This is a genomic window from Brenneria nigrifluens DSM 30175 = ATCC 13028 (genome assembly GCF_005484965.1).
Classification (GTDB): Bacteria; Pseudomonadota; Gammaproteobacteria; order Enterobacterales; family Enterobacteriaceae; genus Brenneria; species Brenneria nigrifluens.
Genome location: NZ_CP034036.1, coordinates 2764035 through 2778159, shown reverse-complemented (window position 1 = coordinate 2778159; position 14125 = coordinate 2764035). Strand labels below are relative to the sequence as shown.

Annotated in this window: 11 protein-coding genes; 9 read left to right on the top strand and 2 right to left on the bottom strand. The window is 55.1% G+C overall.

What is annotated here, in order from left to right; genetic code table 11:
* Positions 1–66: 66 nt before the first annotated feature.
* Complete coding sequence (gene trxB, locus EH206_RS13025; protein ID WP_009113234.1) at positions 67–1029, bottom strand: thioredoxin-disulfide reductase; 963 nt, start codon at positions 1027–1029, stop codon at positions 67–69.
* A gap of 286 nt (positions 1030–1315) precedes the next feature.
* Here trxB and EH206_RS23065 point away from each other — a divergent pair, with 286 nt between their 5' ends.
* The 7 genes from EH206_RS23065 to EH206_RS12995 all read left to right on the top strand — a co-directional run bounded on the left by EH206_RS23065 (position 1316) and on the right by EH206_RS12995 (position 10454).
* A complete protein-coding gene (locus EH206_RS23065) occupies positions 1316–1468 on the top strand; it encodes a hypothetical protein (protein WP_156803277.1) in 153 nt (50 codons plus the stop codon).
* Between the two features lie 88 nt (positions 1469–1556).
* Positions 1557–2051 (top strand): leucine-responsive transcriptional regulator Lrp, encoded by a 495-nt coding sequence (gene lrp, locus EH206_RS13020; RefSeq protein ID WP_005967536.1) that lies wholly within the window; start codon positions 1557–1559, stop codon positions 2049–2051.
* Between the two features lie 114 nt (positions 2052–2165).
* A complete protein-coding gene (locus EH206_RS13015) occupies positions 2166–5321 on the top strand; it encodes a DNA translocase FtsK (RefSeq protein ID WP_009113233.1) in 3156 nt (1051 codons plus the stop codon).
* A gap of 206 nt (positions 5322–5527) precedes the next feature.
* Positions 5528–6139: an outer membrane lipoprotein periplasmic chaperone LolA gene (lolA, locus tag EH206_RS13010; RefSeq protein WP_009113232.1), complete on the top strand. Its 612-nt coding sequence runs from the start codon at positions 5528–5530 to the stop codon at positions 6137–6139.
* A gap of 7 nt (positions 6140–6146) precedes the next feature.
* Positions 6147–7490, top strand: coding sequence for a replication-associated recombination protein A (locus EH206_RS13005; protein WP_009113231.1), 1344 nt, complete (start codon positions 6147–6149; stop codon positions 7488–7490).
* A 106-nt stretch (positions 7491–7596) separates the two neighbouring features.
* Entirely contained in the window at positions 7597–8892 is a 1296-nt protein-coding gene (serS, locus tag EH206_RS13000; RefSeq protein WP_009113230.1) for a serine--tRNA ligase, read from the top strand.
* 410 nt (positions 8893–9302) lie between these two features.
* Entirely contained in the window at positions 9303–10454 is a 1152-nt protein-coding gene (locus EH206_RS12995; RefSeq protein ID WP_040343247.1) for an MFS transporter, read from the top strand.
* 1 nt (position 10455) lies between these two features.
* Here EH206_RS12995 and EH206_RS12990 read toward each other — a convergent pair whose 3' ends face one another.
* Positions 10456–11379, bottom strand: coding sequence for a LysR family transcriptional regulator (locus EH206_RS12990; RefSeq protein ID WP_009113228.1), 924 nt, complete (start codon positions 11377–11379; stop codon positions 10456–10458).
* Positions 11380–11652: 273 nt separating this feature from the next.
* On the opposite strand from EH206_RS12990, the gene EH206_RS12985 reads away from it, so the two are divergent.
* Both EH206_RS12985 and EH206_RS12980 read left to right on the top strand, forming a co-directional pair.
* Positions 11653–12957, top strand: coding sequence for a cytosine permease (locus tag EH206_RS12985; RefSeq protein ID WP_009113227.1), 1305 nt, complete (start codon positions 11653–11655; stop codon positions 12955–12957).
* A 53-nt stretch (positions 12958–13010) separates the two neighbouring features.
* On the top strand, positions 13011–14120 hold the full coding sequence (locus tag EH206_RS12980; RefSeq protein WP_009113226.1) for an S-methyl thiohydantoin desulfurase family protein: 1110 nt from the start codon (positions 13011–13013) through the stop codon (positions 14118–14120).
* Positions 14121–14125: the final 5 nt, after the last annotated feature.

Here is a 14125-nt window from a genome sequence, read left to right as displayed (position 1 = left end):
TTTGCGCTGTGCAAAGAGAAAAACGCCATCCGGGACGGCGGGGGCGTCCCGGATGGCGACGGCGCGTTATTTGGCGGCGGTTAACCCGTCCAGATAACGTTCGGCGTCAAGCGCCGCCATGCAGCCCGTTCCGGCGGAGGTAATGGCTTGACGGTAAATGTGATCCATTACATCGCCTGCGGCAAAAACGCCGGGAATGCTGGTCTGGGTGGCATTGCCGTGAATACCGGACTGTACCTTGATATAGCCGTTCTCCAGCTCCAACTGACCGCCGAAAACCGCGGTGTTGGGGCTATGGCCGATGGCGATAAATACGCCGGCCAGCTCCAACTCTTCGGCGGCGTCGGTACGGGTATCGCGCAGGCGCACGCCGGTTACGCCCATCTGGTCGCCGAGGACTTCATCAAGCGTACGGTTGGTATGCAGAATGATATTGCCGTTTTCCACCTTGTCCATCAGCCGGTCGATAAGGATTTTCTCCGAACGGAAACTGTCGCGGCGGTGAATCAGATGTACCTCGGCGGCGATGTTGGAGAGATACAGCGCTTCTTCAACGGCGGTATTGCCGCCGCCGACCACGGCGACTTTCTGGTTGCGATAGAAGAAACCGTCGCAGGTGGCGCAGGCGGACACCCCTTTCCCCTTGAACGCCTCTTCGGAGGGCAGACCCAGATAGCGCGCGGACGCGCCGGTGGCGATAATCAACGCATCGCAGGTATATTCGTCGCTGTCGCCGAAAAGACGGAACGGGCGGGTTTGCAGATCGACGCGCTGAATATGGTCGAAGACAATCTCGGTATTGAATTTTTCCGCGTGCGCCTGCATGCGCTCCATCAGCAGCGGCCCGGTTAAGCCTTCCGCATCGCCCGGCCAGTTTTCCACTTCGGTGGTGGTGGTCAACTGACCGCCTTTCTCCATCCCGGTAATGAGCACCGGATGTAAATTCGCCCGCGCGGCATAAACCGCAGCCGTGTAGCCAGCCGGGCCTGAGCCCAGAATCAATAACTTATGATGTTTAACGGTACTCATGAGTTCCTCATTTCACGATGACGGACATATGGGGTGATTGTAAGGAAATTACCTGAGTAAAAAAAGCGTGTGGCGAAGTTGTTAGCTATTTGTTTAATCGTCAATGTTTATCGCCGCGGTAAGTTGCTGATAGATCAGCCACATTGATAAGTAAAATGATTGAAAGCGCCTGAGAATCCGGCTCCGGCCGATTTAATCTGGTACTTTCTTCTGATTTTATTTGTTTTACTTTGACAATCAGCTGTGCTTTTGCGAAAACATCTGGGTAAGAGGAAATTTTTTGTATGTGAATAGTCAAAAGCTCGGTTTTTTATTCGTCGCCTGTCTGGCTGGTTGCGCCACGGATAAATCGTTTTTGCCTGGTGTAACACTTTTAGCACTGCGCAGGGCGATGACGGATAGCGACGAAAAAGAGCATGATTTTTGCTATGCAAAATAGACAACGGGTGTTCTTTAGGGCGGCTCTGAGACATTGAAGTTGGTCGGAGTGTAGCAGGTTCAGGGAAGAGTGAAGAGAGACAATAATAATGGTAGATACTAAAAAACGGCCAGGAAAAGATCTCGATCGTATTGATCGCAACATCCTGAACGAACTGCAAAAAGACGGTCGTATTTCCAATGTCGAGCTTTCCAAACGGGTGGGATTATCACCAACGCCCTGTCTGGAACGGGTACGCCGTCTGGAGCGACAGGGTTTCATCAATGGCTATACCGCACTGCTCAATCCGCATTATCTGGATGCCTCGCTGCTGGTTTTCGTTGAAATAACGCTGAACCGCGGAGCGCCCGATGTGTTTGAACAGTTTAATTCGGCGGTGCAGAAGCTGGAAGAAATTCAGGAGTGTCATCTGGTTTCCGGCGATTTTGACTACCTGTTGAAAACACGGGTGCCGGATATGTCCGCCTATCGCAAGCTGCTGGGCGAGACGCTGCTTCGACTGCCGGGGGTGAACGATACCCGCACCTATGTGGTGATGGAAGAAGTGAAACAAAGCAATCGTCTGGTGATTAAGACCCGATAAACGCATGGGTGCAAAACCCGATAAATTCAGCTACACTCCTGTGAATTTATACAGTTTCAGCGCCGGGAATCCTCGGCGTTTTGTCATAAACCTTTACAGGCCCTGGAGAGACGCTTGAGCCAGGAATATACAGAAGATAAAGATATTACCCTGAGAAAACTCAGCGGTAGCCGTCGTTTGCTAGAAGCGATTTTGATCGTGGTGGCGCTTTTTGCCGTTTATCTCGGCGTCGCGATACTCAGTTTTAGTCCTTCCGATCCCAGTTGGTCGCAAACCGCGTGGCATGAACCCATTCACAACGTCGGCGGAGTGGCGGGAGCCTGGCTGGCGGATACCCTGTTTTTCATTTTCGGCGTGCTGGCTTATGCCATTCCCCCGATTATGCTATGCCTGTGCTGGTCGGCTTTCCGCCATCGCGATAGCCAAAACGCCATCGACTATTTCACCTTTTCTCTGCGCCTGATCGGCACGCTGGCGTTGATTCTGACCTCCTGCGGCCTGGCGGCGTTGAATATCGACGACCTCTACTACTTTGCCTCCGGCGGCGTATTGGGCAGCCTGCTGAGCAGCTCGATGATCCCGCGCTTTAACAGCATGGGCGCCACGCTGATCCTGCTGTGCGTCTGGGCGGCCGGCTTAACGCTGTTTACCGGCTGGTCGTGGTTGACCATTGCCGAAAAAATCGGCGCCGCGGTGCTGGGCTGCCTGACGTTTATGTCTAATCGCTCGCGCAATGATAGCGAGCCTGAGGTCGACGCCTTTGACGAGCGGCAGCATCCGGCCGTAACGGCCGCGGCGGCGAGCGATGATGACGTACTGTTTTCCGCCCCCGCGATAACCGAGGCCATCGCCAATACCGCTTCATCAGGAGAGGGGGACGATCGGCCGCCGTCCGCTCCGGCGACGGACGAACAGCCGGCGGTGCCGGAACAGCCCGCCGCTCCACAGCAAATCGACGCGGCTTCAACGCTCAACCCGCCGCTCTATTCGTTTGAGGTTCCGGATTCCGTCGGCGCTGCTCGTGACGGCAACGCCGACGCGTATCATCCCTCCGGCAGCGCCGACCTGCCGCCGATCGCCCAACCGCAGGTGGCGCATCCCATCGATCGGCCATCCCATGGCGGACAGTCCGCCACGCCGGAGACGGCGTTCAGGGCCAGTACGACGTTTACGCCGGCATTCAGCGCCGACGGCGACGACAATCCGCAGGTAAAACAGGGCGTCGGGCCGGAGTTGCCGCGTCCGAATCCGGTGCGCATTCCTACGCGGCGCGAACTGGCCTCATACGGCATCAAACTGCCGTCCCAGCGCCTGGCCGAGCAGCAGGCCAGGGCGCAGGAACAGGGCGATACGGCTAACCAGGATATGGCGCCCGGCGACGAGGATATCGCTCAGCAGGAAGCCGCGCTACAGCAGGCGTATCTCGAACAGCAGCGTCAGCGTTACGGGGAAGAGTATCTTGAGCGGGAAGAGGAAGAAAACCAGCTAATACAGGCACAGCTGGCGCAAGATTTTGCCGCGCAGCAGCAGGCCCGTTACGCCACGCCGGATGAGCGCATTCCGCAGCCGCATCAGCCGGCGCCGGGCCGCGTCCCCTTGTTCGATGCGCCGTCGCCGGATGATGATGACGCGGCCGATGCCGCCCCGTACCGGCGGAATGCCCCGGCGGACGGCCCCGAAGCCGCGCCGCAGGAGATGCGTACTGAACCTGCCGCCCGTCAGCCTATTATGGATAGCCTGATTCATCCGTTCCTGATGCGTAACGACCAGCCGCTACACAAGCCCACCACGCCGTTGCCCACGCTGGATTTATTGACGCCGCCGCCGGAAAGCGAAGCGCCGGTGGATAGTTTCGCGCTTGAGCAGACCGCGCGGCTGATTGAGGCGCGTCTGAGCGATTACCGGGTAAAAGCGGAAGTGGTCGATCATTTTCCCGGACCGGTGATTACCCGCTTTGAGCTGGATCTGGCGCCGGGGGTGAAAGCGGCGCGTATCTCCAATCTGTCGCGCGATCTGGCGCGTTCGCTGTCGGTGGTGGCGGTGCGTATTGTGGAGGTGATCCCGGGTAAACCCTATGTGGGGCTGGAATTGCCCAATAAACACCGTCAAACCGTGTATCTGCGGGAGGTGCTGGACTGCGCCAAGTTCCGCGATAATACGTCGCCGCTGGCCATCGTGCTGGGTAAGGATATCGCCGGGCAGCCGGTGGTGGCCGATCTGGCAAAAATGCCCCATCTGCTGGTGGCCGGCACCACCGGCTCCGGTAAATCCGTCGGCGTCAACGCCATGATCATCAGCATGTTGTATAAAGCGACGCCGGAAGAAGTGCGCTTTATCATGATCGACCCGAAAATGCTGGAGCTCTCCGTCTATGAGGGGATTCCGCATCTGCTGACGGAAGTGGTCACCGATATGAAAGACGCGGCTAACGCCCTGCGCTGGTGCGTGGGCGAAATGGAACGCCGCTATAAGCTGATGTCGGCGCTGGGGGTGCGTAACCTGTCCGGCTATAACGAACGGGTTATGGAAGCGAATGCGATGGGGCGTCCGATCCCCGATCCGTTCTGGAAGCCGGGCGACAGTATGGATATGACGCCGCCGGTGCTGGAAAAACTGCCTTATATCGTGGTACTGGTGGATGAATTCGCCGATCTGATGATGGCCGTGGGCAAGAAGGTTGAAGAACTTATCGCCCGTCTGGCGCAGAAAGCGCGCGCCGCCGGCATCCATCTGGTATTGGCGACCCAGCGGCCGTCGGTGGATGTGATTACCGGCCTGATCAAGGCCAATATTCCGACGCGTATCGCCTTTACCGTATCCAGTAAAATCGACTCGCGCACCATTCTTGACCAAGGCGGCGCGGAGTCGCTGCTGGGGATGGGGGATATGTTGTATATGGCGCCCAACTCGTCGATACCGGTGCGGGTGCATGGCGCCTTTGTCCGCGATCAGGAAGTTCATGCCGTGGTGCAGGATTGGAAAGCCCGCGGGCGGCCCCAATATATTGATAGTATTGTCAGCGGCGGTGACGAAGGCGAAGGGGGCAGCCTCGGTCTGGATGGGGATGAAGAGCTCGATCCGCTGTTCGACCAGGCGGTGGCCTTTGTGGTGGAGAAACGCCGGGCCTCCATCTCCGGCGTGCAGCGCCAGTTCCGCATCGGCTACAACCGCGCGGCGCGCATCGTAGAGCAGATGGAGGCGCAGGGCATCGTCAGCTCTCCCGGTCATAACGGTAACCGCGAGGTGCTGGCTCCGCCGCCAATGGAGTAACCTGATAAGGGCTGCGATTGCAGCCCTTATGCAAAGAAGCGTAAAAGCCGCAATTAGCAGACAATTCACCTATCGCTCCCGGAGTGGGTTCAGCTACAGTATTCACCATTCGGAGCGTCTGATTTTTTCACGACTCTGTTTTTTCACAACTCGTTTTTTGCACAACAACGGCTGTGATATCAGGAAATTCAAAGGATTTTTGTATGATGAAAAAGTGGTTGGTAGCCGGTTGTTTGCTGTCGGGAATAATATCAACGGCGGCGCGGGCCGACGCGGCCGGCGATCTGCAGGGCCGGCTCAGCAAAGTAAACAGTTTTCATGCCAGCTTCAGTCAGACGGTGACCAGCGCCGATGGCGCGGCGGTGCAGGAAGGGGAAGGGGAACTGTGGCTTAAACGCCCCAATTTATTTAACTGGCAAACCACATCGCCGGACGAAAGCGTGCTGGTGTCCGACGGCAAAACGCTGTGGTTTTACAACCCGTTTGTCGAGCAGGTTACCGCCACCTGGCTAAAAGATGCGACCGGCAATACGCCGTTTATGCTGATTACCCGCAACGACGCCAGCGACTGGCGTCAATATGATGTGCGGCAAAAAGGCGACGACTTTGAGCTAACGCCCAAGTCCGCCAACGGCAATCTCAAACAGTTCGCCATCAGCGTTACCGCCAGTGGCACCATCAAGAAGTTCACCGCCACGGAGCAGGACGGCCAGCGCAGTACCTATGAGCTGAAAAATCAGCAAAACGGCGCGGTTGATTCAGCAAAATTTACTTTTACTCCGCCGCAAGGCGTGGCGTTGGACGATCAGCGTCAGTGAGGTCCGGGTGAGTAATCTGTCACTTGATTTTTCCCGTAACGAATTCCAGCCGCTGGCCGCGCGTATGCGGCCGGCGACGCTGGAGCAGTATATCGGCCAGCAGCATCTTCTGGGCGCCGGCAAGCCTTTGCCGCGCGCGATTGAGGTCGGGCAACTCCACTCCATGATCCTGTGGGGGCCGCCGGGAACCGGGAAAACCACGCTGGCGGAATTAATCGGCCATTACGGGCAGGCCGACGTCGAGCGGATTTCGGCCGTTACCTCGGGAATAAAGGAAATTCGCGAAGCGATAGAGCGGGCGAGACAAAACCGCAATGCCGGACGCCGAACGATACTGTTCGTCGATGAAGTCCACCGCTTCAATAAAAGCCAGCAGGATGCGTTTTTGCCGCACATTGAAGACGGCACCATCACCTTTATCGGCGCGACCACCGAAAACCCTTCTTTCGAACTTAACTCGGCGCTGTTGTCCCGCGCCCGCGTCTATTTGCTGAAAGCGCTGACGGCGGAAGATATCGAACAGGTGCTGCAACAGGCCATGAATGACGGCGAGCGCGGATATGGCGGGCAAAATATCGTTTTGCCGGACGATACCCGGCGCATGCTGGCGGAGTTGGTCAACGGGGATGCCCGCCGGGCGCTGAACAGCCTGGAAATGATGGCGGACATGGCCGAGGTCGACGCGCAGGGCGTACGTACGTTAACCTCGGCCTTGCTTAAGGAAGTCTCCGGCGAACGCAGCGCGCGCTTTGATAACAAGGGCGACCGCTATTACGACCTGATTTCGGCGCTGCACAAGTCGGTAAGAGGCTCCGCACCTGATGCCGCGCTGTACTGGTATGCGCGCATCATCACCGCCGGGGGGGATCCGCTCTACGTTGCCCGTCGTCTGCTGGCGATTGCGTCCGAGGACGTCGGCAATGCCGATCCCCGGGGAATGCAGGTGGCGATCGCCGCCTGGGACTGCTTTACCCGCGTCGGTCCGGCGGAGGGCGAGCGGGCGATTGCGCAGGCGATCGTCTATCTGGCCTGCGCGCCGAAAAGCAACGCGGTTTACACCGCCTTTAAGGCCGCCATGCGGGATGCGCGCGACCAGCCCGATTATGATGTTCCCGAACATCTGCGTAATGCCCCGACCCGCCTGATGAAAGAGATAGGCCTGGGCGCGGAGTATCGCTACGCCCATGATGAGCCCAATGCCTACGCGGCCGGCGAGAACTATTTCCCGCCCGAAATGGCCGCTGCGCGCTATTACATCCCATCGGCGCGCGGACTTGAAGGTAAAATCGGCGAAAAGCTGGCCTGGCTTGCCGCCCAGGATAAAAATAGCCCGACAAAACGCTACCGCTGAACTAAGCGTTGCGGTAAGGTTAGCGGGATAATTTCCGGCACCCGGCCGCGTAACGCGGGCCGCGTACGACAACATTTCATTTGATAATCATAAGCACAGGATTAGCATGCTCGATCCCAATTTACTGCGTAATGAGCTAGACGCAGTCGCCGAAAAACTACAGGCTCGCAGAGGTTTTACACTGGATGTCGACACCCTGCGTAAGCAGGAAGAACGCCGTAAGGTATTACAGGTAGAAACCGAAAATCTACAGGCGGAACGTAATTCCCGATCGAAAGAGATCGGCGCGGCAAAAGCCCGCGGTGAGGATATCGAACCGTTGCGCCGTGAAGTCAACGCGTTGGGCGAGAAACTGGATGCGGCAAAATCCGAGCTGGACCGGCTGCAAAATGAAATCCGCGATGTGGCGCTGACGATCCCCAATTTGCCCGATGATTCCGTCCCCCTTGGCAAGGATGAACGCGACAACCAGGAGGTCAGCCGTTGGGGAGAACCCCGCAGGCTCGATTTCCCGGTACGTGACCATGTGGAGCTCGGCGAGATGGCCGACGGCGTTGATTTCGCCGCCGGGGCAAAATTGGCCGGCGCGCGTTTTGTGGTGATGAAAGGGCAGATAGCCCGCCTGCATCGCGCGCTCTCTCAGTTTATGCTGGATCTGCATACCCAGCAGCACGGCTACCAGGAGGCCTATGTTCCCTATCTGGTTAACCATGCGACCCTGTACGGCACCGGTCAACTGCCTAAATTCGGCGAAGACCTGTTTCATACCAAACCGCTAAGCGAGGAAGCGGATACCAGCAACTACGCACTGATCCCTACCGCAGAGGTTCCGCTGACCAATCTGGTACGCGACGAAATACTGGACGAAGCGGCGCTCCCGCTGAAAATGACGGCGCATACCCCATGTTTCCGTTCGGAAGCGGGCTCTTACGGCCGCGATACCCGCGGTTTGATCCGTATGCACCAGTTTGACAAGGTCGAACTGGTGCAGATTGTGCGTCCGGAAGACTCCATGCAGGCGCTGGAGGAGTTAACCACCCATGCTGAAACCGTACTGCAATTGCTGAAATTGCCGTACCGCAAAGTCCTGTTGTGTACCGGCGATATGGGATTTGGTTCCAGCAAGACCTACGATCTGGAAGTGTGGCTGCCGGCTCAGGACACCTACCGCGAGATCTCCTCCTGTTCCAATATGTGGGATTTCCAGGCGCGCCGCATGCAGGCCCGTTGCCGCAGCAAAGCGGATAAGAAAACCCGCCTGGTCCATACGTTGAATGGTTCGGGGCTGGCGGTAGGCCGCACCCTGGTGGCGGTGTTGGAAAACTATCAGCAGGCGGACGGCCGCGTCGAGATCCCCGAAGTTCTGCGTCCGTATATGGGCGGCGTGGAATTTATTGGCTGATACCGTAAAAAGCGCCTGAGGGCGCTTTGAGGTAATGACGGATCTTCGCGGCCTGACCCCACCCCAACCCCTTTCGCAGGGGAGGGCGTTTAGCTCCTCCCCCTGGCAAGGGGTTGGGGTGGGGGTCATTAATTTAATGCGTTAGTACGGTAATATTTTTTCATCAAGAAAATACTTTTCCCTGCCTTACGACGGCGTTTTGATGATATTTCCCCGGCAAAATCTATTTAAAATCATTATGGTAGACATTAACCCCGTCAGCGGCTTATCCGTTTGGTTTTTTGTTTGATTAATTCTTTAAATCAATGATGAAATAAACGGAATTAACGCATTTTATGCGGATTGACTTTTAAATACGCAGTGGCATGATGCGCTCACTCTTTTCCCGTTGTCTGGTTATCCATCTCACTATGTCTGCTTATTCACGCCCAGTGCTGTTATTGCTCTGCGGCCTTTTGCTGCTGACCGTCAGCATTGCCGTACTGAATACGCTGGTGCCGCTTTGGCTGAATTATCAGCAGCTTCCGGTCTGGCAGGTGGGACTTATCGGGTCGTCCTATTTCGGCGGCAACCTGGTCGGGACATTATGGGCAGGTAAATTAATCAGGCTCTATGGATTTAATCGCAGCTATTACTGCGCCGCCATATTATTCGCGATAGCCTCTGTTAGCCTGGGGATTTCTGTTGATTTCTGGAGCTGGCTATTCTGGCGTTTTCTCGCCGGCGTGGGTTGCGCATTAATCTGGGTTACCGTGGAAAGCGCTTTGTTGTGTACCGGAACGGCGGCACAGCGGGGGCAACTTTTAGCCGCTTATATGATGGCGTATTACTTTGGCAGCGTAATAGGACAGTTATTGCTGAGTATTTTGCCAACGGCGTTGCCGAGCGTTTTACCCTGGGCCGCCGCGTTGGTAATTCTGGCGATGTTGCCTCTGCTGTTTACTTATATTCCCGCGCCAATGAACCAGGAGAAAAAAGTAAACGTATGGCAGATGCTGAAATACCGCAGCGCGCGGTTAGGCATCCGCGGCTGCGTGATCTCCGGGGTTATTCTGGGGTCGCTGTATGGGTTAATGCCGCTCTATCTTTCCCATCAGGGAATGAGCGATGGGCGGGTGGGATACTGGATGGCGTTGCTGATTAGCGCGGGTATTGTCGGGCAGTGGCCTGTCGGACGCCTGGCCGACAGGTATGGCCGCCTGCTGGTGCTGCGGGTGTTGGTTTTCGCCGTTATTGTCGGCTGTCTCGCCATGTTAAGCATCAGCAATTATGCGCTGGCGCCGGCGTTGTTTGTGTTGGGGTGCTCAGGTTTTACGCTCTATCCCGTTGCCATGTCATGGGCGTGTGAAAAAGTTCGCCCCGATGAATTAATCGCCATGAATCAGGCGCTATTGCTGAGTTACACGCTCGGCAGCCTGTGCGGGCCCGGCCTGGCGGCGGTGCTGATGCAGACCTATTCGGATCGGTTGCTGTTTGTGCTGATCGCCTTGGTTTCATTGTACTATCTGGTCATGTTGCTGAAGAAAGCCGATCACCATCCCAAGCCATTTGCCGCGGCTTGAGTTATGGCTGCAAACCGGCCAGCGAACTCTCACCGGCTTCGACCATATTATTCCACAAGGCCTCGGCAACGGGGCTTAACCGCTGTTTGGCATTTCTGATAAGATAAAAGATACTGGTAAGGCCAAGCGAGTCCGGTGCAATAGGCGTAAGCTTTCCCCGCGCCACCCAGGGAGCGGCATAGTGGTCGGGAAGAAAACCCGTATGCGTTCCTGCCAATAGCAGTAATATGCTGCTTTCAAGATGCCATGCCGTATTTTGTAATCCCTGTTTGGCGACCGGTCCTAACTGTTTGCTGATTTCATGCAGCGCATGTCCGCCAATCAGTAATCGGCGCGGATCAAGTGTGCCGTTTCGCCATTCCTGCTCGATTCTGTCCGCATTTCCTGATGACGTATAAAAATTACTGTGTTCAATGAACACCGGCTGAAAAAAGATATCAGGCGGAACATCGTCAGGTAATACGCTGAGGACGATATCTAATTGGCCGTTTTTTAGTCGTTCCATTAGCGGGGTATAATCGCCGATCTCCAGTTCAATCGTCGCTTGCTCACTTTGGCCATAAAGTTTGGCGATGGCGTTTGAGGTGACCTGTGCCGGGTGTGTTACGGTATTGTCCAGACAGCCAATGCGAACTTTGCCAATCAGTTGATGCTTGATATGTGCCAAGCGATTGGCAAAATCATCCAGCGTGGCAATAACCTCCTTGGCTTCCTGATAGACGACTTCTCCTTCGGGGGTTAAAGAGAAACCACCCCGGCCCCGTTCACAGAGCACCAGCCCCAACGTGTCTTCAAGGCGTGAAAGATAGTGGCTGAGTATTGGCTGGCTTAATCCTGTCGCTCCTTGGGCATTTGTAATTCCTTGTTTTTCAACTATTTTGCAAAAAAGTTTTAACCAACGAATCTCCAGTTTATCCAAGCGCATAGTCGCTCCTTCGGATACATAATATTTCTAAATGTTAACATCATAATATATCTGTATTAATCAATATAATTCCTCTTTATCTTATACCCACATCACATACTAATGTGAGTGCCACGGAAAAAGCGTGGTTTTATGCGCCACACCAGGGTCTCTCCAATAAAAATGGCACTGTCAATTATTTGACCGTGCCATTTTTCTATACGACACAACAGAACCTCTATAAAATAGAATAAAGGCAGAATAATTATTAGCTTACTATTTAATGGAGGATATATGTCTCAAGGGGAAACCGTGCCAGAAGATAAACCTCAGGCCCGGCAAATTTATGACTATGAATATGAAGCCGTACCGCCCGAGGCCCGCAAGCGCTGGTATGTCATTGCCCTGATATGGCTGGCGGTTGGTATTGATATTTCGGGGTTGTTTCTCGGCGCTTTTTTAAGCTCCGGGATGCCTTTTATACCGGCGGTCAGCGCCACGCTAATTGGTTCGGCCCTGCTGGGAATACTGGCGGCATTATGCGCCAACGTCGGATATGGCTGCGGGCTATCCACCACCTTACTTAGTATCTCGGTATTTGGCCGCCTTGGCGGTAAACTGATTGGTATTTTCTCCGCCGTTTCCCTGCTGGGATGGTTTGCTTTTCAGCTCGACTTCTTCGGTGTAATGCTGCAAAAAGCGTTGATGCACTATCAATTAGAACCCGGCCGCTTACCCATACTGTTATTCGGTATGGCGCTGATGACCTTTACCGCTATTTGGGGCGTCAGGGCGCTGGGAAAACTGAGCGCATTCAGCGTGCCGCTTATGTTGATATTAATTATCACCGGCATAGTGCTGGCTGCCGCCAGTCATTCAACCGCACCGGTAATAATAATCAAAACCCCTCTCGGGATGGGTACCGCCATCTCCTATGTTGTCTCCATCTGGATCGTTTCCGCGGTGATGTCCCCGGATATCGCGCGTTATGCTAAAACTCGCAAGGATGCGTTTCTTGGTGCCGGTTTGGGGTTTGGTTTCGGTAATAGCGTTACGATACTGGTGGCATTGGTATTGACTCATCTGATCGGCAGCGAGGATCTGGTCGAAGTCTTTTTGAGCATCGGTCTGGGATTGTCAGCTATTCTGGTGCTCATTTTTGCCCAGTGGACAACCAATAGTTCTAATCTTATCTCTGCATCCCTGGGACTGTCTGTCGTGGTCAGAGTGTTGTCCCGACCGGTGTTGGTCGTTCTGCTGGCGATTGCCGGGTTGTTATTGGCCTACAACGGCATGATTAATAACTTTACGCAATTCCTGTCACTGCTAGGCGTATTGATTTCTCCTATCGCTGGCGTCTATCTCGCCGAGTACTATTTTTTTGACTCCGAACATCTGCGACAGGATGTATCACAATCTCCGGCACTTAACCTGGCTGCGGCTCTAGCTTGGCTGTGTGGCAGCGTGGTTAGCGTATTAACGTCCCCGGATTTTTTTGACGCATTTACCATAAGCTCCATTTCCGCTCTGGATGGCGTGATAATCAGTATGGCGGTTTATCTTATCATGCATAAAATTTTTCCGCGGCTGGCAGGCTAAGCAAATCCCTGGCTTGTGGCAGGAGAGTTATTGACGTGGTTACAGGGTGAATAATGGTGCGTTACATTGACGCTAAAACGATTGATGATATTGCGTTAGGCGCGGCGGTGCTCGGGACCGGTGGGGGCGGCGATCCTTTTGTCGGCACGTTAATGGTGAAACATGCTATGCAGCAGACAAAGCATATCGCCATCCTCGGTTTGGACGAAGTAAAAGACGATGAGTTGTTAGTGCCCTGTAGCATGATCGGGGCCACCACGGTCATTGTCGAGAAGATCATGTCCGCACGCCAGATTGTGCAGGCGATTGAAATCATGGAAAAAACGCTGGCGCGGCCGATCTCGGCAACTTTTCCCATTGAAGTCGGCGGTATTAATTCGTTGATACCCTTTATCGCCGCGGCAAAAAAAGGCTTACCGGTCATTGACTGCGATGCGATGGGGAGAGCATTTCCGGAAGCGCAGATGGTGACGTTTTTTCTCGATGGTTTACCCTCGGCGCCCAATACGCTGGCCGATGAGAAAGGCAATTCGGTGATCCTGAATCCTATCGACGGTATCTGGTCCGAGCGTTTATCCCGGGCTATCACCGAGCAGATGGGGGCCGCCTGCGCCATGTGCGACTACGCGTTAAGCGGCAGGCAACTGAAGCAGAGCGCGATTAAAGGAACCCTGACGCTGGCTGAAAATATTGGCAAAACCGTACGTCAGGCTCACCGCTCGGGAAGCAACGCGGTTCAGGCCTTACTTCCGCTATTGCATGCGCACATTATTGCCGCGGGAAAAATCATTGACGTCGACCGCCGCACCACCGGCGGCTTTGCCCGCGGCAAGGTAGTGCTTGAAGGCATCGGCGACTCGAGGGGCGAGAGGTTTACCGTGCTTTTTCAGAATGAACTTTTGCTGGCTTATCGCTCCTCCGAGGCCGCCGCGCCCACCCAGGATAATCTGCTGGCCGTGGTGCCGGATTTGATCTCCATACTGGACGGTGAAACCGGGCGTCCCATCATTACCGAGCAGTTACGTTACGGGCAGCGAGTGGCGATTATTGCCTATCCGTGTAATGAAAAGTGGCGCACGGCTAAAGGGCTGGAGGTTGTCGGACCGGGTTATTTTGGTTATCCGGTACGCTATGTGCCAATCGAGCAGCTTGCGAATCGCTGAGGTCT

What these genes read in the sequence shown, in the direction of transcription:
- EH206_RS12980 (WP_009113226.1), top strand. Translation starts at nt 13,011, where the DNA reads ATGGTGCGTTACATTGACGCTAAAACGATTGATGATATTGCGTTAGGC.
- serS (WP_009113230.1), top strand. Translation starts at nt 7,597, where the DNA reads ATGCTCGATCCCAATTTACTGCGTAATGAGCTAGACGCAGTCGCCGAA.
- lrp (WP_005967536.1), top strand. Translation starts at nt 1,557, where the DNA reads ATGGTAGATACTAAAAAACGGCCAGGAAAAGATCTCGATCGTATTGAT.
- EH206_RS12995 (WP_040343247.1), top strand. Translation starts at nt 9,303, where the DNA reads ATGTCTGCTTATTCACGCCCAGTGCTGTTATTGCTCTGCGGCCTTTTG.
- lolA (WP_009113232.1), top strand. Translation starts at nt 5,528, where the DNA reads ATGAAAAAGTGGTTGGTAGCCGGTTGTTTGCTGTCGGGAATAATATCA.
- trxB (WP_009113234.1), bottom strand. Translation starts at nt 1,029, where the DNA reads ATGAGTACCGTTAAACATCATAAGTTATTGATTCTGGGCTCAGGCCCG.
- EH206_RS12985 (WP_009113227.1), top strand. Translation starts at nt 11,653, where the DNA reads ATGTCTCAAGGGGAAACCGTGCCAGAAGATAAACCTCAGGCCCGGCAA.
- EH206_RS12990 (WP_009113228.1), bottom strand. Translation starts at nt 11,379, where the DNA reads ATGCGCTTGGATAAACTGGAGATTCGTTGGTTAAAACTTTTTTGCAAA.